The organism is Clostridium cellulovorans 743B, from assembly GCF_000145275.1.
In the GTDB taxonomy this organism is placed as follows: Bacteria; Bacillota; Clostridia; order Clostridiales; family Clostridiaceae; genus Clostridium_K; species Clostridium_K cellulovorans.
The window spans coordinates 2,895,010-2,917,521 of the sequence record NC_014393.1 but is presented as its reverse complement, the minus strand read 5'-3'; the positions used below and the strand labels follow the sequence as shown (position 1 = coordinate 2,917,521).

The 22,512-nt window shown below is 31.3% G+C and carries 16 protein-coding genes and 1 tRNA gene; 13 read left to right on the top strand and 4 right to left on the bottom strand.

Features of this window, described 5'->3' with window-relative positions; all coding sequences use genetic code 11:
- Positions 1–15: 15 nt before the first annotated feature.
- The 6 genes from CLOCEL_RS23535 to CLOCEL_RS12290 all read left to right on the top strand — a co-directional run bounded on the left by CLOCEL_RS23535 (position 16) and on the right by CLOCEL_RS12290 (position 15,962).
- Entirely contained in the window at positions 16–6,459 is a 6,444-nt protein-coding gene (locus CLOCEL_RS23535; protein ID WP_013291763.1) for a calcium-binding protein, read from the top strand.
- A gap of 463 nt (positions 6,460–6,922) precedes the next feature.
- Positions 6,923–7,882 carry an AAA family ATPase gene (locus tag CLOCEL_RS12310; protein WP_010074691.1) on the top strand — a complete coding sequence of 320 codons (960 nt, stop codon included), beginning with the start codon at positions 6,923–6,925 and terminating at the stop codon, positions 7,880–7,882.
- 8 nt (positions 7,883–7,890) lie between these two features.
- Entirely contained in the window at positions 7,891–9,012 is a 1,122-nt protein-coding gene (locus CLOCEL_RS12305) for a DUF58 domain-containing protein (protein WP_013291762.1), read from the top strand.
- Positions 9,005–10,285 carry a hypothetical protein gene (locus CLOCEL_RS12300; RefSeq protein WP_010074689.1) on the top strand — a complete coding sequence of 427 codons (1,281 nt, stop codon included), beginning with the start codon at positions 9,005–9,007 and terminating at the stop codon, positions 10,283–10,285. The genes CLOCEL_RS12305 and CLOCEL_RS12300 overlap by 8 nt, the downstream gene beginning before the upstream one ends.
- A 276-nt stretch (positions 10,286–10,561) precedes the next feature.
- On the top strand, positions 10,562–12,274 hold the full coding sequence (locus tag CLOCEL_RS12295; protein ID WP_010074688.1) for an ABC transporter ATP-binding protein: 1,713 nt from the start codon (positions 10,562–10,564) through the stop codon (positions 12,272–12,274).
- 208 nt (positions 12,275–12,482) lie between these two features.
- Positions 12,483–15,962 (top strand): multifunctional 2',3'-cyclic-nucleotide 2'-phosphodiesterase/3'-nucleotidase/5'-nucleotidase, encoded by a 3,480-nt coding sequence (locus CLOCEL_RS12290; RefSeq protein WP_010074687.1) that lies wholly within the window; start codon positions 12,483–12,485, stop codon positions 15,960–15,962.
- Between the two features lie 16 nt (positions 15,963–15,978).
- Here CLOCEL_RS12290 and CLOCEL_RS23140 read toward each other — a convergent pair whose 3' ends face one another.
- Complete coding sequence (locus CLOCEL_RS23140) at positions 15,979–16,152, bottom strand: hypothetical protein (RefSeq protein WP_010074686.1); 174 nt, start codon at positions 16,150–16,152, stop codon at positions 15,979–15,981.
- A 364-nt stretch (positions 16,153–16,516) separates the two neighbouring features.
- On the opposite strand from CLOCEL_RS23140, the gene CLOCEL_RS12285 reads away from it, so the two are divergent.
- Positions 16,517–16,591 (top strand) — tRNA-Glu (locus CLOCEL_RS12285).
- A 178-nt stretch (positions 16,592–16,769) separates the two neighbouring features.
- On the opposite strand, the gene CLOCEL_RS12280 is transcribed toward CLOCEL_RS12285, so the two are convergent.
- From CLOCEL_RS12280 to CLOCEL_RS12270, 3 genes are read right to left on the bottom strand one after another with little or no spacing between them, the layout of a single operon-like run.
- Complete coding sequence (locus CLOCEL_RS12280) at positions 16,770–17,945, bottom strand: tyrosine-type recombinase/integrase (protein ID WP_010074684.1); 1,176 nt, start codon at positions 17,943–17,945, stop codon at positions 16,770–16,772.
- 26 nt (positions 17,946–17,971) lie between these two features.
- Complete coding sequence (locus tag CLOCEL_RS12275) at positions 17,972–18,451, bottom strand: ImmA/IrrE family metallo-endopeptidase (RefSeq protein ID WP_010074683.1); 480 nt, start codon at positions 18,449–18,451, stop codon at positions 17,972–17,974.
- 21 nt (positions 18,452–18,472) lie between these two features.
- The gene (locus CLOCEL_RS12270; protein ID WP_010074682.1) at positions 18,473–18,832 is read right to left on the bottom strand and encodes a helix-turn-helix domain-containing protein; all 360 of its coding nucleotides are present in this window, start codon (positions 18,830–18,832) and stop codon (positions 18,473–18,475) included.
- Between the two features lie 208 nt (positions 18,833–19,040).
- On the opposite strand from CLOCEL_RS12270, the gene CLOCEL_RS12265 reads away from it, so the two are divergent.
- The 6 genes from CLOCEL_RS12265 (at position 19,041) to CLOCEL_RS23135 (ending at position 22,503) form a co-directional block, all read left to right on the top strand.
- On the top strand, positions 19,041–19,238 hold the full coding sequence (locus CLOCEL_RS12265) for a helix-turn-helix transcriptional regulator (RefSeq protein ID WP_242655156.1): 198 nt from the start codon (positions 19,041–19,043) through the stop codon (positions 19,236–19,238).
- Positions 19,239–19,295: 57 nt separating this feature from the next.
- Positions 19,296–19,598 (top strand): hypothetical protein, encoded by a 303-nt coding sequence (locus CLOCEL_RS12260; protein WP_010074680.1) that lies wholly within the window; start codon positions 19,296–19,298, stop codon positions 19,596–19,598.
- A gap of 14 nt (positions 19,599–19,612) precedes the next feature.
- The gene (locus CLOCEL_RS12255) at positions 19,613–19,918 is read left to right on the top strand and encodes a hypothetical protein (protein ID WP_010074679.1); all 306 of its coding nucleotides are present in this window, start codon (positions 19,613–19,615) and stop codon (positions 19,916–19,918) included.
- Between the two features lie 216 nt (positions 19,919–20,134).
- Positions 20,135–21,007, top strand: coding sequence for a replication initiator protein A (locus CLOCEL_RS12250; RefSeq protein WP_010074678.1), 873 nt, complete (start codon positions 20,135–20,137; stop codon positions 21,005–21,007).
- Positions 21,008–21,028: 21 nt separating this feature from the next.
- Positions 21,029–22,315: a replicative DNA helicase gene (locus CLOCEL_RS12245; RefSeq protein ID WP_010074677.1), complete on the top strand. Its 1,287-nt coding sequence runs from the start codon at positions 21,029–21,031 to the stop codon at positions 22,313–22,315.
- A gap of 29 nt (positions 22,316–22,344) precedes the next feature.
- Positions 22,345–22,503: a hypothetical protein gene (locus CLOCEL_RS23135; protein WP_010074676.1), complete on the top strand. Its 159-nt coding sequence runs from the start codon at positions 22,345–22,347 to the stop codon at positions 22,501–22,503.
- The last annotated feature ends 9 nt before the right edge of the window (positions 22,504–22,512 follow it).

The following is a 22,512-nucleotide window of genomic DNA, read 5'->3' as shown; positions in this document are numbered from 1 at the left end:
GGGAGGAATAAAAAAATGGATGAAAATATAACTAATCAACAAAGTTTTGAGGCACTACCACCAAGCACGACTGGAGGTTACTTTGGAAGTCCTACGGCTGATATATATCTAGGAGAGTATTATAATGAAGAGATATATGGAAATGGTGGAGATGATATTTTACACGGAGCAGGTGGAGACGACACTATATACGGTGGAGAAGGAAATGATACATTAGAAGGTGGCATTGGTAGTGATACATATATATTTCAAAAGGGTTATGGACAAGATATTATAAATAATTTCACAGAAATAAATGATACTACTGAAATAGACACTTTAAAGATGGTTGGAATAAGGGAAGAAGAAGTATATGCAGTAAGAGATGGACAAGATCTTATATTAAATATAAAATATACAAATGACAAAATGGTAGTAAAAGGATACTTTAATAATGGAACCTATTCCTTAGAGAAAATAATCTTTGATGGAAATGTTGCATGGGATGTAGCCAAGACAAATAAAATGGTTTTAAGAACAACTGTGGAAGGAACAGAAGCAAATAATACGATAAGTGGTATAGCTAGTACTAATACTGTAGTAATAGGTAAAGGTGGAGACGATATAATCACAGGTATTAATGGCAATGATCTTTTATATGGTGGAGATGGAGATGATAAATTAAGTGGTGGATTAGGAAATGACGATTTATATGGCGGAGCTGGAAATGATAAATTGTACGGAGAAAGTGTAAATCCTTCAGGAACGGAAATTGGAAATGATATTTTAGACGGTGGAACGGGGAATGACTTTTTATATGGAGGTTATGGAGTTGATACTTATATATTCAAAAGAGGCTATGGAGAAGATACTATAAATAATTCTGTTCCAAGTGGGAGTAACTCAGTAGATATATTGAAAATGATAGGAATTAAAGAATCTGAAGTGAAAGCAGTAAGAGAAAGCGATGATCTTTTACTAATTATAAAAGAAACTAATGATAGTGTAAGAATTCAGAATTATTTTAAGGGTGGATCATATTCTTTGGGAAAAATGGTTTTTGATGATGTAGAGTGGGATGTTACTAAAGCAAAGGAAAAAGCTATGTTAAGTACCATTGAAGGAACAGAAGAAATCGATAAAATAGTAGCTTTCAGTAATTTCAATACTATAGTAAATGGTAAAGGCGGAGAGGACACAATATCAGGTAACAATGGTGACGATGTGTTTTATGGTGGAACTGGTAATGATACTTTAAGTGGATCTTCTGGAAGTGATACATTAAGAGGAGAAAATGATGATGACATATTATTGGGCGGAATTGGTGATGATGAATTATATGGCGGAGCTGGAAATGATAAATTGTACGGAGAAAGTGTAAATCCTTTAGGAACAGAGACTGGAAATGATATTTTAGACGGTGGAACAGGGAATGACTTTTTATATGGAGGCTATGGAGTTGATACTTATATATTCAAAAGAGGCTATGGAGAAGATACTATAAATAATTCTGTTCCAAGTGGGAGTAACTCAGTAGATATATTGAAAATGATAGGAATTAAAGAATCTGAAGTGAAAGCAGTAAGAGAAAGCGATGATCTTTTACTAATTATAAAAGAAACTAATGATAGTGTAAGAATTCAGAATTATTTTAAGGGTGGATCATATTCTTTGGGAAAAATGGTTTTTGATGATGTAGAGTGGGATGTTACTAAAGCAAAGGAAAAAGCTATGTTAAGTACCATTGAAGGAACAGAAGAAATCGATAAAATAGTAGCTTTCAGTAATTTCAATACTATAGTAAATGGTAAAGGCGGAGAGGACACAATATCAGGTAACAATGGTGACGATGTGTTTTATGGTGGAACTGGTAATGATACTTTAAGTGGATCTTCTGGAAGTGATACATTAAGAGGAGAAAATGATGATGACATATTATTGGGCGGAATTGGTGATGATGAATTATATGGCGGAGCTGGAAATGATAAATTGTACGGAGAAAGTGTAAATCCTTTAGGAACAGAGACCGGAAATGATATTTTAGACGGTGGAACAGGGAATGACTTTTTATACGGAGGTTATGGAGTTGATACTTATATATTTAGAAGAGGCTATGGAGAAGATACTATAAATAATTCTGTTCCAAGTGGGAGTAACTCAGTAGATATATTGAAAATGATAGGAATTAAAGAATCTGAAGTGAAAGCAGTAAGAGAAAGCGATGATCTTTTACTAATTATAAAAGAAACTAATGATAGTGTAAGAATTCAGAATTATTTTAAGGGTGGATCATATTCTTTGGGAAAAATGGTTTTTGATGATGTAGAATGGGATGCAGCAAAAGTAAACGCTATTGTTGTTCAAGAAAGAGGAAGTAGTCCTTTAGATGGTAATGACACCTTAATTGGAACAGAAGGTTCTGATACATTATATGGAGGACTTGGAGATGATACATTAAAGAGTCTTGGAGGAAATGACATTCTAGAAGGTGGAGCCGGAACTGATATTTTAGAAGGTGGATCTGGTAATGACATTTACATATTCAAAAAAGGATACAGAGAAGATACTATAATTAACTCTACTTTAGAAGATAATATTTCGGAAATAGATACATTAAAGATGCTTGGTATAACTGAAGACGAAGTTAAGGCAGTGAGAGAAGGACAAGATCTTAGAATATTTGTCAAAGAAACTGGTGAAGGTGTAAAAATCAAGGATTATTTTAACTATGGTTCATCTGCTATAGATAAAATCGTATTCGAAGGAAATGTAGAATGGGATATAGCAAAAACAAAAGAAAAGGCTATGTTAAGTGCTATAGAAGGAACAGAAGTAAATGATACATTGGTTGGTTATAGTGATTTTAACAATATAATAAAAGGATATGATGGTGACGATAATATTACAGGAAGCAATTATAAGGATGAGTTATACGGAGGAAATGGAAATGACATTATAGTTGCTGGAGTTGGCGATGACTCTTTAGAAGGCGGAGCTGGAATTGATAATTTAGATGGTGGAACTGGAAATGATTTATTAAACGGCGGATACGATAACGATACATTAAAAGGTGGAGATGGAAATGATATTTTAATTGGTGGAAGTGGTTATGACATTTTAGAAGGTGGTAACGGTAATGATACTTACATATTTAAACAAGGCTTTAGACAAGATATCATAAATAATTCAAATACATCAAATGATATTACAGAAGTAGATATATTAAAGATGGAAGGCCTTAAAGAGAGTGATGTAAGGGTATCAAGACAAGGTCAAAACCTTATATTAGGTATAAGGGAAACTGGTGAATATGTAAAAGTTCAAGGGTATTTTAATTATGATTCATCTGCTTTAAAGAAAATAATATTTGATGGAAATGTAGAGTGGGATATAGAAAAGACTAGACAAGTAGCAATGGCTACTACTATAGAAGGAACTGAAGGAAGAGATATAATCCAAGGCTACAGTGATTTTAATAATAAAATAGTAGCGAAGGGTGGAGATGATGAGGTTACAGGAAGTGACAATAATGATACCTTAGATGGTGGAGCTGGAATTGATATTTTAAATGGAAAAGGTGGAAATGACACTTTAATCGGTGGTATGGGAAATGATAGCTTACTTGGAGGAACAGGAAATGATAGCTTACTTGGCGGTATTGGAAATGACATATTAAAAGGAGAAGCTGGAGATGATACTTTAAATGGTGGCATAGGAAATGATACTTTAATTGGAGGCTATGGCACAGATATCTACAAATTTAAAAAAGGTTTTGGCCAAGATATAATAATTAACTCTAATGAAACAAACGCTTTTGAATTAGATAGATTGGACATGGACGGAATAAAAGAAGAAGAAGTTAAAGCTACAAGAGAGGGACAAGACCTTGTATTGATTATAAAAGAAACAGAGGAAAGCATTAGAATTCAAGATTATTTTACCTATGGATCAAGTGCTATAAGCAAGATAAAGTTTGATGATGCAGAGTGGAACATAACAAAAGTGAAAGAAATGGCTATGGCAAATGTAATAGAAGGAACAGAAGGCGATGATCAGATTAATGCTTATAGTGATTTCGATACCAAAGTAGAAGGAAGAGGTGGAATTGATACAATCCTTGGAGATAGCGGTAATGATAATTTTAAAGGTGAAGGTGGAAATGACATTTTAACTGGCGGAAGCGGAAATGATGTTTTAGACGGTGGAGACGGAGACGACTCTTTGGATGGTGGACAAGGAGATGATCTTTTAGTTGGTGGAAATGGAAATGACACTATAAATGCAGGAAGTGGAAATGATACTTTAAACGGTGGAAGTGGAAATGATACTTTAAGTGGTGACATTGGAGATGATATATATATATTCAAAAAAGGATATGGACAAGATATTATAGACAACCACACTGCAACAATTAATGATATAGATATATTAAAAATGGATGGGATAAAAGTAGAAGATATAGATGTGATAAGACAAGGCAAAGATCTTATACTAATAATTAAGGATACAAAAGAGAGCTTAACAATTCAAGGATATTTTAATTATGGAACATATTCTTTAGATAAGATAGTTTTTGATGGAAATGTAGAATGGGATGTAGACAAGGTAAAAGAAATTATAAGATATATAGAAGGTACTGAGGCAATAGATACAATTCAAGGTTTTGATGATCTTGATAATGTAATACAAGGATATGGTGGAGCTGATATTATCACTGGAGGTAGCAATAAAGATTCTATATTCGGTGGTTCTGGAAATGACAATATACATGGTAACGATGGAATTGACATTTTATCAGGCGGAAATGAAGATGATAGCTTGTATGGAGATGATGGAAATGACATCTTAAAAGGAGAACTAGGAAATGATACTTTATACGGAGGACTAGGAAATGATTCACTAGACGGGGCTGAAGGAGATGACACATTATTTGGTGAGCAAGGAGATGACTCTTTAGTTTCAGGTATTGGTAATGACATATTAGATGGAGGTCTCGGAAATGATTATTTAGTTGGAGGCCTTGGAAATGACACCTATACATTCCAAGAAAATTATGGACAAGATATTATAAACAATCTTAATGTGGGGGCAAATAATTCAGAAGTAGATATATTAAATATGGTTGGAATACAATCAGTAGATGTAACTGCTGTAAGAAGTGGACAAGATCTTATACTAAAAGTAAAAGAAAAGAATGATAGTGTAAGTATTCAAGGATATTTTAATTATGATTCAGCTGCTCTAAGCAATATCATTTTTGCAGATAACGTTAAATGGGATGTTACAAAAATAAAGGAAATGCCAATAACTGTAGAAGGAACAGATAACGTTGATACAATAATTGGCTTTAGTGAATTAAAAAATATAGTATTGGGTAAAGGTGGAACTGATATAATTACAGGAAGCTCTAATGCCGATACTTTAGATGGTGGTCTTGGAAATGATATGTTAGCTGGAGGAGCTGGCGATGACATCCTAAAAGGTGGAGATGGTGATGATAGTTTAACTGGTGGAATTGGAAATGACATTTTAGATGGAGAACAAGGAAATGATCATTTAATAGGTTCCTATGGAAATGATACATATATATTTAGAAAAGGCTATGGAGAAGAGAGAATAGAAAATTATGATTCAGGAACTAATAGTAGTGATATAGATGTATTAAAGATGGTTGGAATAATGCCTGAAGAAGTGAAGGTTTTAAGGGAAAATGATGATCTCATACTGACTATAAAAGATACAAATGATAAAGTAACAATTCAAGGATATTTCAATTACGGATCATACGCAGTGAACAAAATAGTATTTGAAAATAATGTAGAGTGGGATATCACTAAAACAAAGGAAATAGCGATGTTGGAAGCTATTGAAGGAACAGATGCAGGGGAAAATTTAACTGGATTTGATGATTTTAATACTATACTAATGGGCAAAGGCGGAGATGACATAATCCAAGGTAAGAATGGAAATGATAAATTATTCGGAGATGATGGAACTGATTATCTAGACGGAGGCTCTGGTGATGATAGTTTATTTGGTGGAAGTGGAAATGACACATACATATTTAAAGTAGGTTATGGACAAGATACAATAAATAATTATACATCCGAAAATGATACGGAAACAGATATCTTAAAAATGGATGGCGTTAATGTAGAAAACATAATAGCATCAAAGGATGATAATTCTCTTATATTATCTATTAGTGGAACAAATGATAGTGTAAGGATACAGGATTATTTCAATGGTGGCACATCTTCTTTGGACAGAATAATATTCCAAGATGGAGTAGAACTTGGCATAGACTACATAAAGAGTATTGTTGATGGTTCATCATCCACAAATAGTTATAGCTTAGTATTAGAAAAATCCATAGAAACTATAGCTGAAGCTGGTGACAGTGGAGTAGCAAATATAGCTCAAGATACTAGTACTGCTAATTCAAGTGCAGATCAATATCTATTTAACTTAAGTAATTAGTAAATAAAAATAAACTTAGCCTAAATAATAGCTAAGTTATGGTAAAAAAGATATATTTGTAGTGGTATAAAGGTATATATGTATTTTTTATATTAAATTAATAAAGAAGAATGAACATAAGGTAAAAGCTCATAGTTGAGGTTCACTCAAATTATGGGCTTTTATTTTTTTCTTATAGAAGTGAATTTTGTGTAGAAAGTTAATTGAGCTAGGTGTTATTGGTAATTTATACGAAAGTCAATAAGAAGATATCTTAAGAATTCATTTTTGAAAACCATTACGATATAATATAAGTAGTTATAGAGATAAACACAAAGAGGCAACTATAAAGTATTAATATTTTTTCTTAACTGGAGATATATCTATAGCCAAAGGAAAAAGAAACTTCATTAAAGTGTATATAAACTTAAAAAACAATACCTCATAAAGTTATTTAGACTATACATATGAAAGGGTGAAGACTTTGAAAATAAAAGAAATAAGAGATAAAATAAAAGAAAATGTTGGCAAAGTGATAATTGGAAAAGATGAAATAATTGATATCTTAATTACAACTGTAATAGCTGGAGGGCATGCACTTTTAGAAGATGTACCTGGAACAGGAAAGACTGTTATGGCTAAAACTCTGGCAAAGTCCATTGGTGGAGATTTTAAAAGAGTTCAATTTACTCCAGACTTACTTCCTTCAGATATCACAGGGATAAACTATTATAATCAAAAGCTTTCAGAGTTCGTATTAAGAAGAGGACCGATTTTCACTAATATTTTATTAGCAGATGAAATTAATAGAGCAACACCTAGAACACAAGGAAGTTTACTTGAGGCAATGGAAGAGAGACAAGTTTCAATTGACGGAGTAACACATAAGCTAGATACTCCTTTTTTTGTTATAGCTACACAAAATCCAGTTGAAACTCAAGGGACTTTTCCACTTCCAGAGGCGCAGATTGATAGATTCCTAGTTAAAATTAATATGGGATATCCTACAAAAGAGGACGGTAAAAAGATAATTCAAAGATTTATGGCAGATAACCCTATGGATACTATAGAAGAAGTTTGTACAAAAGAGGATATTATACAAGCTGCTAAAGAATATCAACAAGTATACCTTTGTGAAGAACTTCAGGATTATATACTAAGTATAATTGATAGAACCTTAAATCATAGTGATATTCTTTTAGGAGTAAGTCCAAGAGGGACCTTAGCACTTGTAAAAGCTGTTAGGGTATATGCAGCAATGGATGGAAGGGATTATGTAACACCTGAGGATATAAAAACCCTATCTCCATATGTTCTTGCTCATAGGATTATTTTAAAGGATGCTATGCGTTATAAAGGTGTTGATAGTAAAGTACTTATTCTAGATATATTAAACGAGATTTCTGTACCAACTGAAAATTGGGAAAATATAAAGGAGAGATAAAAGAAATTATGAGGATAATAGTAATAGTCCTGATTGTATTTCTTGTATATTCTCTACAAAGCAACTTTTACTGTAGGTGGGCTTTTAAGAATCTTTTTGTAACTGTTAAATTTAAAGATAAGGGGGTTTTCAATGGAGAATTCTCAGAAATAGTTGAGACAGTTACAAATAAAAAGCTTCTTCCTTTATGGTGGTTGAGTATAGCCTACACAGTGTCAGGAAGCTTAAGGTTTCGAGATGAAGAAATAAATATAATTCCTAAGGAGAACTATAGAAAGAATTTAGTTTTTCTAAAATCCTATGAAAAGGTAACTAATAGATATGGTTTTTCAGCTGAAAAAAGAGGTTACTATAGAATTGATGAATTGAATATGTCTACTAGCGATGTGTTTTCAAAGTATCATTTAATAGCAAAAGCTCAAAATGAAACAGAGTTTTATGTTTATCCAAAACTTTTATCAAAAGAAGAATTTCAAATTAATTTTAATAGTATAAGTGGAGAAGCTTTAACAAAACGTCATCTTATAGAAGACCCATTTTTTGTAAAATGTATAAGAAATTACGAGCCCTTTGATTCTTTGAAAAAAGTAAATTGGTATGCCACAGCAAAGACTGGTGACCTTAGAGTAAATGAGTATGATTACACAGCTACACAGAAAGTAACAATTTTTCTTAACTGTAAAAAAAGATTGGAATGGGATGATGATGAATTAATTGAAGCATCAATAACTCTAGTAGCATCGTTAATTTCCGACTATGGCAAAAACGGAGTAGAAGTAGAGTTAAGAACTAACGGTACAGATATAATAAGCAATAAGCTGTTAGAAAAAATCACTATTGGTAATGTAAGTTCTTTAACATCACTTTATGAAAGTTTGGCAAGAATTGACATAGATAGAAGTGAAATAAGTATAGATAATCTTTTAAGAACATATAGGGAAGCAGGAAAGCATAATGAAATCATTATAATAATCTCTTATAGCAGTACAAAAGAGATTATTGAGGAATATAACTTAATGCAAGCAGGGGATAACCAAGTTACCTTTATAATGCCTCAAAAGAACACAAATAGAGTTGAAGAACCTATTGATAGAAGAATTCTTTTATGGGAGGTGAACAACTATGATTAAAGATATATCGATTATCGCAACAGATGAAAGTTGGGGATATGTAGCTACAAAGAAATCAATAATTTTTGAAATTGCAGAAAATTTAATGATTTTTTTAACTGCATATAGCTTTATGGCTTTGATTAATCACCAGCTTATTGCTGATACTACAGTTATATTCAGAGGGTTATTATTGTTTATTCCTATAGTTATAGCTAATTTTATTAGAAGAAAATATAAAAAACCATATGTTCATATTATCTTTTCTATAATTATATTGGGATGCTTAGTTCTTTTACCAGTATATTTAGAAGAAAAGATAGGATATTTCTTTTTTATCTTTATAAGTAGTTGTATTTCCATATATAAAAGAACTTTGAAGGTAGTAAGATACGACAATATAAGTGCTTTACTTAGCTATGCTGGAGCTTTAGTGGTTTTGTATTTGATCTCTGCTTGGTTAAAGGATCATTTCATGATGAATTTTATAATGATAGTTGCAATAATAATTTCTATTATCTTTATTGTTTATCTATATTTTCAAAAAACACTAAAGTTGCTGACTTGGGAAGCTCTATATCAAGATAAGTTCAAAGAAAGAATAAAAAAACTCAAAATAACTACTTCTGCAGTAATTATTTCAGCTGTCGTACTACTAATGCTTTTTAGTTATTTTAGTGGGGTTTTTGTATTTATGGATAAAATTCAGGTTGGATTTATTAACTGGTTATCAAAAATCAATGGAGCTTCTTCAATACAGAATACAAATCAATCAGCTGATACTAGTTCCAATGAAACAAATAAAACTCTTTCTGAAACTTTTACTAGTGAACCCTCTAAAGTTGCGGAAGGTATAGTAAAAATTTTAGAATCAGTTATTTTTATCCTTCTTGCAATAGTAGTAATTTTAGCTATTTGGCAACTTGCAAAAAGAATTCTTGAATTTTATAGGAGCTTATTTAATAAAGAAGTAAAAAAGCTAGAAGAAAGAGAATCTGTTTTTTCCATAGATGAAATAAAAGAAAAAGTTTTTAGTAGAAAAATTTTTTCCAGGTTTAATAATAGAGGAAGTAATAAAGAGAAAATTCGTAGACTTTATAATAAAAAGATAAGTTCATTTATAGCAAAAGGTGTAGAGGTAAACAAATCTAGTACTCCAAGAGAAATTGAAAAAAACATAACTAATCAATTTGATATATCTATAAATGATGCAACAAGTTTATATGAAAAGGCTAGATATAGTAAAGAAACTCCAACAACTGACGAGGTTGAAATGATGAAGAAGTTAAAATAGAAAAATACAAGAAAATGATGCTTACAAAGTTCAGTAACTTGTAGGTGTTATTTTTTTGTCTAATTTTATGAAAGAAAAGATTAACTAAATAATTTAAGGCAGCTTTTGCATATTAGTTCATAAGAACTGATATAAAAGAGAGATGTTTTATGGAAAGATGCCTAATTATATACTATAATGTTAAGGACTAAAGGATCTGAATTTCTTTAATTAGACCATTGTGAAAAACAATATTCTTAAAAATTATAATTTTTAAGTACAAAGGAGGAAAGAGTTTTGATTAAACAATTTATTCATTATTATAAGCCGCATAAAAAGATATTTATAGTAGATCTTATATGTGCATTTCTAATTTCAATAACAGACCTTGTTTATCCTATGATTACAAGGACATTTATTAATGATGTAATACCAAATAAAGAGATACAAAAAATCTTTGTTTTCGGAATCGTTCTTATTGTTTTATACATAGTAAGAACTTTTATGGAGTACATTGTTGGTTATTGGGGACATCTTTTAGGTGTTAGAATGGAATACGATATGAGAAAGGACACTTTTTCTCATATTCAAAAGCTTCCTATAAGTTATTTTGATAACAATAAAACAGGAAACTTAATGTCAAGAATAGTAAATGATTTAAATGAAATTACAGAGCTTGCCCATCATGGACCAGAGGATTTATTTATATCAATTGTAATGGTAATAGGATCATTTATTTATCTATGTACTATAAGTGTCAAACTTACAATAATAACATATTTAATTATTCCATTTATGGCTTACTTTGCTGTGAAGTATAATAAAAAAATGAGAAAAAACTTCAGGGCAACAAAAGAAAATATGGCTGAAGTTAATGAAGATATAGAAGATAGTATTAGTGGGATTAGAGTAGTAAAATCTTTTACTAATGAAGAATTCGAAATAAAGAAGTTTGATAAAGGTAATTATAAATTTAAAGTCCTAAGAGGGCAATCCATGAAATACTTAGGAGGATTTGGGGCAGGAATAAATTTCTTTACCAATATGGCTACTGCGATAACTTTAATTGCTGGTGGCTATTTCGTAGCTAAAAGTGAAATTGTAATAGGTGACCTTGTAGCATATCTAATGTATGTTGGACAGTTTACTCAACCAATAAAGAGGCTAGCTAATTTTATAGAACAATATCAAAAGGGAATGGCAGGTTTTAAAAGATTCCAAGAACTTTTAAGTGTAAAGTCAGACATAAAGGAAAAAGAAAATGCAATAGAAGCAAAGCATTTCTCAGGTGCAGTAACTTTTAAAGATGTAACCTTTAGCTATGAATCTTCCAAAGAAGTATTGTCAAATATAAACTTAGAAGTGAAAGCAGGGGAAACCGTTGCAATAGTTGGACCTTCTGGAGCAGGAAAATCCACATTATGTAGTCTTATTCCAAGATTCTACGATATTGATAGTGGAAATATAACTATTGATGAGCTAGATATAAAGGATTATACAATAGAATCACTAAGAAAAAATATAGGAATAGTTCAACAGGATGTATTTTTATTTGCAGGAACTATTAAGGAAAATATAGCTTATGGAAATCTTGATGCTAGTGATAAGGAAATTGAAACAGCAGCAAGATTGGCTAATGCCCATGAATTTATAATGACAATGGAAAATGGCTATGATACTTATATAGGTGAAAGAGGAGTAAAACTGTCTGGAGGGCAAAAACAAAGACTATCAATAGCAAGAATGTTTTTGAAGAATCCACCAATTCTAATACTTGATGAGGCTACGTCTTCTTTAGATAATAATAGTGAAGCAATTATCCAAAACTCAATTGAAGAACTATCTAAAAATAGGACAACATTTATTATTGCCCATAGGTTAGCAACTATTAAAAAGGCTAAGAGAATCGTAGTAATAACAGATAATGGTGTTGAAGAAGAAGGTACGCATGAAGAACTTATGAGCAGAAAAGGACCGTATTATAGATTATATAACTCGCAATTTGCATAAAGTTATTTTAAGTATATAGGGTGCCAATAAAAGGTGTGGGGAAATTGAATTTAATAATTATTGATAAAATAACAAATAAAGGTATGTAAATTTGCATTAATATCAATAAAATGTATAATTTTTAACAAGAAATTGATGAAATATTTACAGAGAAGATGTATAATAAAGCAGAGAATAACAAGATGAAAGGGTGGATATTTTGAATAAAATGTTAAAAGGTTTTATTTCTAAGGTTGCTGCAGTAGCAATGTTCGCGACGATTTTAACACCTATAAACTTATCAACAGTTATTGCAAATGCAGAAACTGAAACGGTGAACATACAAATCCTAGCGACAAGTGACCTACATGGTAAATTCATGCCATATGATTACGCACTGAATGCAACAGATACAACGGGGAGTTTAACTCAAATTTCTACAAAGGTAAATCAGTTAAGAAATCCAAATACTATCTTAGTGGATAATGGAGATATTATACAAGGTAATTCTTCTGAATTATCCTTAAACAGCAATCCACAAGTTATGATTAAAGGCTTTAATGAAATGGGCTATGATGCTATTACTTTAGGTAACCATGAGTTCAATTATGGGGTTCCTATGTTACAACATGTAATGAGTAACGCAACAGCCTCTGTTTTATGTGCAAACTTATATGATATGAACAATAATAGATTCTATAGCCCATATAAGATTATACAAAAGGCTGGTGTTAGGGTTGCTATTATTGGTGTTGTAACACCTAACATTACAAGATGGGATTCTGAATACTTAAAAACTTGCAAAGTAACAAATCCTGTTGATGAAGTCAATGCTGCTATTACTGAGTTAAAAGGCAAAGCTGATGTAATAGTTGTTTCTTACCATGCTGGAGAAACTGCAGAATATGATTACGTAGGCTCTGGTGTAGTTGATCTATTAAATTCCTGTAAAGGTGTTGATGCAGTTATCGCAGCACACGAACATAAGCTAGTTGGTTCCAAAGATAATCAGGTATCATATAATGGTGTAAAAGTTGTAGAAAACCTACCAACTGGTCAGACTTTGGCACAATTAAACATTAAGGTAACAAAACAAGCTGATGGAACTTTTAAGGTTAATGACAGAGTTAAGGATGTTCAAACAGATGTTATTTCTGTAAAAAATGGAGTATCTGATGCTACATTAGAAGCCTCATTAAAATCTTATCATGATGAAGCAATTGCTGATGCAGAAACACCTATTGGTACGTTAAAAGGTGGAGATCTTGTTCCTGCTGATGAAATTAAAGGAATTCCAACTTCTCAAACACAAGAAACAGCAATGATTAAATTAATTAATGATGTACAAAAGTATTATGCAGGTACAGATATTTCTGCAGCTGCAGCATTTAGTTCCACAGCTAACATCAAGGAAGGAACTATAAGAAAATGCGATACTTCATTGATATATAAATATGCCAATACTCTTTATAAGTTAGAAATGACTGGTAAACAGTTAAAACAATACATGGAATGGTCAGCACAATTCTATAATACATATAAAGACGGAGATTTAACTCTATCTTTTAACGAAAAGATAAGAGGATATAACTACGATATGTTCTCTGGGGTTAATTATGATGTAGACGTAACAAAACCATTAGGAGAAAGAATTGTAAATCTTAAAAAAGCAGATGGAACTGCTATAAATGATGGAGATAAATTTACAATTGCAGTAAACAATTATAGGGCAACCTCTCAATTATCTAGCTTTGGAAGTATAGATCCGATTACAGGCTTAAAATCAACACCATATACAGATCCAGTAAATGATACTCTGCCTACTATACTTGCAAAAGACGTAAAAATAGAAATTGGTGGAGTAAGAGAGTTAATCGGTGACTACGTTAAGAATGTTAAAGGTGGAACTATAACTCCAGAACTTGAAAATAACTGGAAAGTTATCGGAGCAAACTGGAACCCAGTTTTTAGAGCAGAAGCTGTAAAAGCCATAAATGCTGGAAAAATAAATATCCCAACTTCAGTTGATGGTAGAACTGCTAATGTTGCAGCAGTTACTTACAATATGTTAGCTACAGTTAACAACTATAAGAATGTTGACATATTATCAATAAATGATTTCCACGGTACATTATTAGAAGATCCTAAAGGAAAGAATGTTGGGGCTTCTAAGCTTGTAACAGCAGTAAAAGAATATAAAACAGCAAATCCAAACACAGTTGTAGTTTCAGCTGGAGATAATTATCAAGGAAGCGCTTTATCAAACTTACTTAAAGGTAAGCCAGTAAGTGATATGCTTAAGGAGATGGGTGTAGAAGTTTCAGCTATAGGAAACCATGAATATGATTGGGGAACAGATTTATTTAGTCAATGGGAAAAAGATGGTAACTTAGAATTCTTAGCTAGTAATATTTATGATAAAACTACAGGTGCGCCTGTATCTTATGCAAAACCATACAAAATTGTAGCAGTCAATGGATTAAAAATTGCATTCATAGGCTTAACAACTCCAGAAACAGCATTTAAGACGAAACCAGAAAATGTTTCAAATTTAGATTTTAAAGATCCTGCAGTAAGTGCAAAATATTGGACTGAGTATTTAAAGTCAGGTAAAGCAGGCGAAACTGTAGATGCAGTTGTTGCATTAACTCACTTAGGTTCGTTCCAAAATTCAACTACAAAAGCTATAACAGGAGAAGCAGCAGACTTAGCAAATGCTAATACTGGTGTAGATGCTATAATATCTGCTCATACTCATAATACTGTTGCAGGAGTTGTAAATGGAACTCCAATTGTACAAGGGTATTACAATGGAAGAAATCTTGCTAAATTATCTTTTGTATTTGATTCAAGCAATAAAATAGTTGCTGTTACACCAACTATCGACAACTTAGCAGCAAGAAAAGCTACTATTGCTGAAGATACAACTATTAAAACAGTTGTAGATAAATATAATACTGAATTACAACCAATTTTAGGTGAAAAAATTGGGTACACAGATATTGAATTATCTCATGATAAGATTAAAGAAGGTGTTTCTGTTTTAGGAAAATGGACAACAGATATCATGAGAAAAATTACAAATACACAAATAGCGATAACAAATGGTGGTGGCTTAAGAGCTCCAATCGCTCAAGGTGATATAACAGTAGGTGATTTATATACTGTTATGCCATTTGATAATACTTTTGTAAATATGAAATTAACAGGTGCAGGAATAAAGAAAGCCCTAGAAAATGGTATAGGTAACACGTCTATAGGATCTGTTCAATACTCAGGAGTAATTGCTACTGTTGATTTAACTAGACCTTTTGGTGACAGAATCACTGCATTAACTCTTGAAGATGGAACACCGTTAGATATGGCTAAAGAATATACTGTAACTACTAATGATTTTATGTTTACAGGTGGAGACGGATATAACTTTAGTGGAGCAACTGGTGCTGTTGATACTGGACTAGCTATAAGAGATGGTATTATATCATATCTTAGAGCACAATTAAATCCAATAAAGATTGATGACGAGCACAACGGTGGAAATGGAAATGGCGTTGTAGTAGGTGGGGGAAATGGTTCTACTATTACAGAAAGTTTACCTCAAACAGGTTCCAATGTTGATATGACAGTATTACTTGCTATAGGTGCTATGATTACTTTAGCTGGTGTAGGTGCATTAAAGCTAAGTAAGAAAAGCAAAAAGACAGCATAATTGAAAAATAAAAAAATCACATCGCTTCTAATAGTTGGCGGTGTGATTTTTTATGTTTTTCTTTTCTATCGTATGAACCTTTCCCCTTTTTAGCTTTTGAGATACCTGTTCCTCTTGAAATTTCATCACTGTTAAACATTCTACCGGCTTTAACAAAACCGCCTTTTAAAACAATTTTATCTTTTTCCATTTCGTTAGCTCCTTTTAAAAATAATCATTAATGGAATTATAGCATGTTAAAAAACAAAGTCAATATTGCAGAATGAATTGTATAAATATTTATCTTCAATTTATTATTGATATACATAGAATAATAATTTATAGGAATTTTTTAATGAGTAAACTTTCTTAACTTTGAATATATATAAATAATGAAATTGTAAAATATGAAATCTAATGCACAAATTCATAAAATATGAAATCTTGCAATTTTACGAACGGAATAATGATAATCTATCATAAAAATCTTAAAATAATGAAAAAATGATGAAAATTTATTAAAATCTTGACATAAATTTTCGTGAAATATATAATAATACTTGTGTTAAAGATAAGGCCCCTTGGTCAAGCGGTCAAGACGCCACCCTCTCACGGTGGAATCAGGAGTTCGATTCTCCTAGGGGTCACCAAATTGTCTGCAAACTGCTGATAGCAACGGTTTGCGGGCTTTTTTTATGCCATTTTGAAGGGCTAAAAATGAGATTTTCCCACACTTTTCCCACACAAGTTTTCGATGGGACATAGAAAACGCTAAATAAAATCCTTAATGTAGAGTACATTTTAAAATTTTCCCACAGTATTCCCACATTAAAATAATTCATTTAGGATTGCGATAGAGGAGACTCTTTGCTCAGGTATTACATGGATATATATTTTTCTAGTTAGTGCAGGATCAGAATGACCTAAAAGTTTACTTACAACTTCTGTAGGTATTCCCTTGGAGAAAAGTTGGGTAGCAAAGGTATGTCTTAAAGCATGAAATTTTTTATGAGGGATATTATTTTTTTCTAAAAGGTTGTCCCAAGAATGAGATATGTTAGTTGAATCTAGTAAATTGCCTGTTGAGGAAGTGAATACAAAATCAAATTCATTTTCGGCAAAGGATTCTGGAAACCTAGCTTTATATTCATCTTGCTTTGCTTTAACCTCCTCAAAAATAGAAAGTAGCTTTTCAGGAAAGGATACAGTCCTTATTGATGTTTTAGTCTTTGGAATTTGAACTATATTTTTTCTTACTCTACTTCCATCAGAATCTATTATATAGGTTTTTATAACAGTTCTTTCAATGGATATTGTAAGGTTTTCTTTATCAATATCAGACCAATCCATTCCAAGAAGTTCACCACGTCTTAAGCCAGTGCCAAGAGCAACTAAAATTAATCCCTTTAAGCTATGATCATTAGCAGCTAACTTTAATTTTTCTATTTCTTCACCACTAAAATATTCTAGTTCATCTTCAGTTTCACTTTTAACTTCTCCAGGTATAACTATCTTTTTACCATCACAAGGATTTTTAAGCATATAGCCACCATCCACAGCATAGTTGAAAAATTGTTTCATCAACTTGTTAAGATATTTTATGCTGCTAGTAGTTTTGCCTGAATCATAGAGATTGTTATAGTACCTTTGAATTTGTATAGATTTAATTGTGCCTAATCTCAAGCTGTATAACTCGCTTGTTTCTATGTAATTTCTAAATACACCTTCATAACGTGAAAAGGTGGTAGGCTTGATTTTGTTTGATATTCTCACAACTTCATAAAGCCATGTTTTTATAAGTGTTCCTAGAGTAGTTTTTTCATAGTCATGGTTTAGTCCATTTCCAAGCCCATTCAAATACTCATCTCTTTTTTCTTCAGCATCCTTTTTTGATTTTCCATAGAATTCTTTCCTGATTAATTTTCCATTACTATCCTTTCCTACAGAAGCAGTTATTCTGTAATAGTTTGTTCCATTTTTTGCATAATTGGTTTTAACAGCCATATTATACCTCCTTGGTTTTATTTATATTAAAACCTAATTTCGCTATATTTTTTTTGGAATATAACTAAGCTAGGTTCAAAATAAACTATGTAAGAGTCTAATTGAAGCATAATTCCATACTTTTGTTTGTAATAATCTAGACTATCTTGTAAAAACTCTTCTGTAACACATAAATAGTCAGCCATTTCATAAAGATTACGAGTACCAGCTTCACAGGCTTTTAATATTGAATTAATACCTATTAATCTTTCATAAGCCCATCTTCTAGCTCTTTTTTCTTGTTTAATGCTCTGTATATCCTTTTTGCCAACAATGTCTCCATAGGTTGTATAATGATGCCCAAGCTCCTCAGATAAAATGCAGCTTATCTCTGCATCAGTTTTTAAATTACGGTCAAGTGCAATGACACCATCACTATACAGACCTTTAAGGTCACCTTTAAAATCCATTTCATGAATATAAATATTTTCCTTTTGTACTTCGTCAAATAATTCTTTTGTATGCATTAGTACCTCCAGTTATAAAAGTTACTTCTTCTTATCCTTTTTTGAAAGAACAAATTTTATGAAGTTTTCTATATCTTCTTTATCAGCTTCTGTAAAGTCTTCTCCTTCAAAGTGAGCAGCTATAGTATGAATTCCTGAAGTATCTATTTCAGCTTTTTTATCAGTATCCCATCCCATAAGATATGATGGGGTTGTTTGTAGTATTTTAGCGACAATATCTAGCTTATCAATTCCAAGGTTCTTTATAAATCCTGTTTCATATCTCTGCCAAGTAGATTTACTTATTCCAGTTGCATCCTGCATATCTTGATATGAAAGTCCAAGTTCAATTCTTCTATTCTTAATCCTTTCGATTATCTGTTTGAGTTCATTTTCATTCATTATTTAAACCGCCTTACTCTAACTTTTTAATGTACTGACTATCTTAATTATAAAATATTTTTTCATAAATGCAACAAAAATAATAAAAAACCTAAAAAATATTGCATAAATGACTTGTTTTTTTAAAAAATAGGTTTTATAATGAAGTTGTCCTAAAAATGCAACGAAGGATGGTGAAGGAGTGCAGATTAATAAGATTAAATCCAGAATGACCGAACTTGGATATACTCAGCAAAAATTATCGGATGAGCTTAATATGAGTGTTCAAACTCTTAATGCTAAGTTTAATGGACGGTCTATATTTTCATTGAATGAAGTGATTTCAATAACTAAGATATTAGAACTAGATAATCCGATAGAAATTTTTTTTGATGATATATCCCAAAAATGCAACGAAGAGCATTAGCATACTAAAAATCAAGAGGATAAAAGCAATTAGAGAAGAGGTAATAAAAACACTAAAATGATTAGAAAAGAGGTTTCAGAAATCATGAAAGATATAAAGGTAAATTTTCAATGGGTATCAGCAAAGAAATATGCAGAAACAACAGGTATGCCGTATGGACAAGTTTTAAGCTTATGCAAGAATGGTAAATTAGATTGTGTTGAAACAGAAGGGGGTGGAGTATACAAGCAGTTTTTAATCAAGCTTAGTGTAAATTCAGATATGATACCTAAAAATGATTATCTAGAATTACTTCAAGATTATGCGGCTTTAAAAACTAAGTTGAATAATGTTTTAAACATTTTAAAAGCTCAAGCTTAGAATGGAGAATAGTAATGGAATGCAAGAGTGTTTTATTTAAAGTAGTAGAAATGAAGGTTGATGAAGTACATAGCTTTGAGATTGGACAATCAGTACAAGTAAGCGTCAATGGAAATAGATTTTCACAGAAAATAGTTTCTCGTATAGAAGTTGTCAAACGTGAATTTGATGATAAAGCTAATATTTTTATAGATATATTTATGGGAAATCTTAATCTATGTACAGTTATAGCTAGAGAGGATTATATCTTAGATATTTATGAAGGTAGTTCTTATAAGGACTATGTCTTAAGAAAAGCAGAAGATTTTGATTATAATTAGCAGATAGATTAAAAAGTTAGATTATAAGATAGAATTCCAAGTAGATAGAGAAACACTTGGAAAACTTATACTAGGATTTAAACCCTAGTATAAGACCAACCTAATTAGCTACGATGCTCGCAACATCGTAGCTTCATGATACCAAAAATATGTTAAGAAAACAAGATATAGACTTTATGTTATGAACATGAAGCTTATTAGAAAGAGGACATTATCATGAGCGAATTTCAATATTTTCAGCTTACACATGTGGATTCTTATAGATTTTATCAATTGCCACAGGAATTATATTTGCTTAAAAGATATGCAAACCTTAGCAATGATGCCTGCGTCCTTTATGCTATCTTAAAGGATCGTCTTAGATTATCAGTTGCAAATGGGTGGATAGATGATAGTAATAATATCTATTTTCTATTTAGCCGAGAGCAAGCAGCAGAGCTAATAAGAGTAAGTAAGCCGACCATAATTAAAATATTTAAAGAATTAAGGGAAGTAAATCTTTTATATGAAAAAAACAGAGGAAGAGGTATTCCAAAGATGTTATATCTAGGGATGATTTTAAATGATGGTGAGTATATAAAAACACCAGAGTATATCAATTCATCGAGTAAAGAAATTTTACCTGAGAAGTTAAAAAATTTTACTTCTAGAAGTAAAAAATCTTTACCTCTAGAAGTAAAAAATTTTTACCCTAATAATACTAATATTAATAATACTAATAATATATATATCAAAAACCCTAAAGAAGAAAATGAAAAAGATGATAAAGTTCCTTATGACGAAATAATTAAAATTTATAATAACACTTGTAAATCCCTTCCTATGGTTCTTAAAAAGACTAAAGCAAGGTGTAAGAATATAAAAACCTTTTACTTAGCCTTGGAAAACATGGAAGCTATAAAGACTGTATTTCAGAAAGTAGAAAAAAGCGATTTTCTTTCAGGGAGAAACGGAACATGGACAAACTGTTCTTTTGATTGGATATTGAAAGAAAGTAATTATACAAAGGTCATCGAGGGAAATTATGAAAATAAAAATAACAAAAGTGATTTTACACAGGTAAGACGTAAAGTCGCAGTAGTAGATTAAAAGATAAGGGGAAAACAGCCCATGGAAAACATAAATATACCGAAAAATATAAATGCTGAAATTGAAATTTTGGCTATAATTTTTAACAAAAATAACGCTATATCTGAAATAGAACTTGATACTAATGATTTTTATAAACCAGTGCATCAACAAATTTATACAGCAATGATTGAACTATATAAAGAAGAACAGCCAATTTCAATTGTTAGCGTATATAGCAAAATAGGCGAATTTATAAAAGAAAATGGTGGTATAAGCTATCTAACAAATATCCAGAATACATTTAAAGATAGCCAAATTAAGTATTACGCCAAGCTTGTAAAAGAGTGCAGCAATAAAAGAAAAATAATAAAATTTGCGAAAGAAATGATGGAAAAAGCGTGCCTAGGTAAAGAGAAAGTTGGCGATATTTTAAGCAGTTTTTCGGACAAGGCTATGAAGATAAGTGACAACAATAATAAAAAGCCTAAGCATATTTCAGAGGTTATTATTGAGACCGTTGGAGAAATTGAGGAAGCCTATAATGCAGGTGGAAAGATTACAGGTATGGCTTCAGGAATTAAAAATTTAGATAGATTCCTAAATGGATTTCAAAAAGGTGAATTAGTAACCATAGGGGCTAGACCATCAATGGGTAAAACAGCCTTTGCTTTAGAAATAGCTCAAGGCTTGGCAAAAGAAAACAAAGGTTTATACTTTCAGTTTGAAATGCGTGATACAGATATGGTAAAGCGACTTATAGCAAGAAATACCTTGATTGATGGATATTACATTAACCGAGGAAAACTTAACGATAGCGATTGGAGTAAAATTTCACATAGTGCCAATAACTTAAGTCAAAGAAACCTATGGATTAATGAGGATACAAACTTAACTATCTTTGAAATATTTAATATTGCAAAACAGCAAAAAATGAAACAGGGCTTAGACTTTTTAGTAATAGACCATTTGCTATTAGTGAAGAAAACAAATGAAAACGAAAGATTGGCAATAGCTGAAATTACAAGGCAATGTAAGCTCATGGCAAAGTCATTAAATATATGTGTTATTCTTCTATCTCAATTAAGCAGGGGTGTGGAACTGAGAATAGATAAAAGACCATTGCTATCAGACCTTAAAGAATCAGGTTCAATTGAAGAAGATAGTGATAAAGTCATTCTGTTATATAGGGATGAATATTATAATCCAGACTCAGAAGAAAAAGGCGTGTTAGAGGCTGATACTGCTAAAAATCGTAATGGTAGGGTTGGAGCCTTGAGACTTGCGTTTAATGCAAAATATCAATTTATTTCAGATTTAGAGATATAAAATAAACTTATATTCAGGAGAAAAAGAACATGTTAAAAGTGAAGCATATAAAAAAGTTGTTAGAGAATTTCAATGATGAAGATTATGTTGGCATAGAGGAAAATGAAGAGATATATGAGTGCTATGCCTATGATGATGAACATTGCAGAAAACAAGGACATCCTTGCTTAGTTATTGCAAGGGAATAAAGTATAGGG

Excerpts from the sequence above, each read along its gene's own strand:
- CLOCEL_RS12275 (WP_010074683.1), bottom strand. The coding sequence starts at position 18,451 with ATGCATACAAAAGAATTATTTGACGAAGTACAAAAGGAAAATATTTAT.
- CLOCEL_RS12260 (WP_010074680.1), top strand. The coding sequence starts at position 19,296 with ATGATTAGAAAAGAGGTTTCAGAAATCATGAAAGATATAAAGGTAAAT.
- CLOCEL_RS12245 (WP_010074677.1), top strand. The coding sequence starts at position 21,029 with ATGGAAAACATAAATATACCGAAAAATATAAATGCTGAAATTGAAATT.
- CLOCEL_RS12290 (WP_010074687.1), top strand. The coding sequence starts at position 12,483 with ATGTTAAAAGGTTTTATTTCTAAGGTTGCTGCAGTAGCAATGTTCGCG.
- CLOCEL_RS12265 (WP_242655156.1), top strand. The coding sequence starts at position 19,041 with ATGACCGAACTTGGATATACTCAGCAAAAATTATCGGATGAGCTTAAT.
- CLOCEL_RS12255 (WP_010074679.1), top strand. The coding sequence starts at position 19,613 with ATGGAATGCAAGAGTGTTTTATTTAAAGTAGTAGAAATGAAGGTTGAT.
- CLOCEL_RS12250 (WP_010074678.1), top strand. The coding sequence starts at position 20,135 with ATGAGCGAATTTCAATATTTTCAGCTTACACATGTGGATTCTTATAGA.
- CLOCEL_RS23135 (WP_010074676.1), top strand. The coding sequence starts at position 22,345 with ATGTTAAAAGTGAAGCATATAAAAAAGTTGTTAGAGAATTTCAATGAT.
- CLOCEL_RS12280 (WP_010074684.1), bottom strand. The coding sequence starts at position 17,945 with ATGGCTGTTAAAACCAATTATGCAAAAAATGGAACAAACTATTACAGA.
- CLOCEL_RS23535 (WP_013291763.1), top strand. The coding sequence starts at position 16 with ATGGATGAAAATATAACTAATCAACAAAGTTTTGAGGCACTACCACCA.
- CLOCEL_RS12270 (WP_010074682.1), bottom strand. The coding sequence starts at position 18,832 with ATGAATGAAAATGAACTCAAACAGATAATCGAAAGGATTAAGAATAGA.
- CLOCEL_RS12300 (WP_010074689.1), top strand. The coding sequence starts at position 9,005 with ATGATTAAAGATATATCGATTATCGCAACAGATGAAAGTTGGGGATAT.
- CLOCEL_RS12305 (WP_013291762.1), top strand. The coding sequence starts at position 7,891 with ATGAGGATAATAGTAATAGTCCTGATTGTATTTCTTGTATATTCTCTA.
- CLOCEL_RS23140 (WP_010074686.1), bottom strand. The coding sequence starts at position 16,152 with ATGGAAAAAGATAAAATTGTTTTAAAAGGCGGTTTTGTTAAAGCCGGT.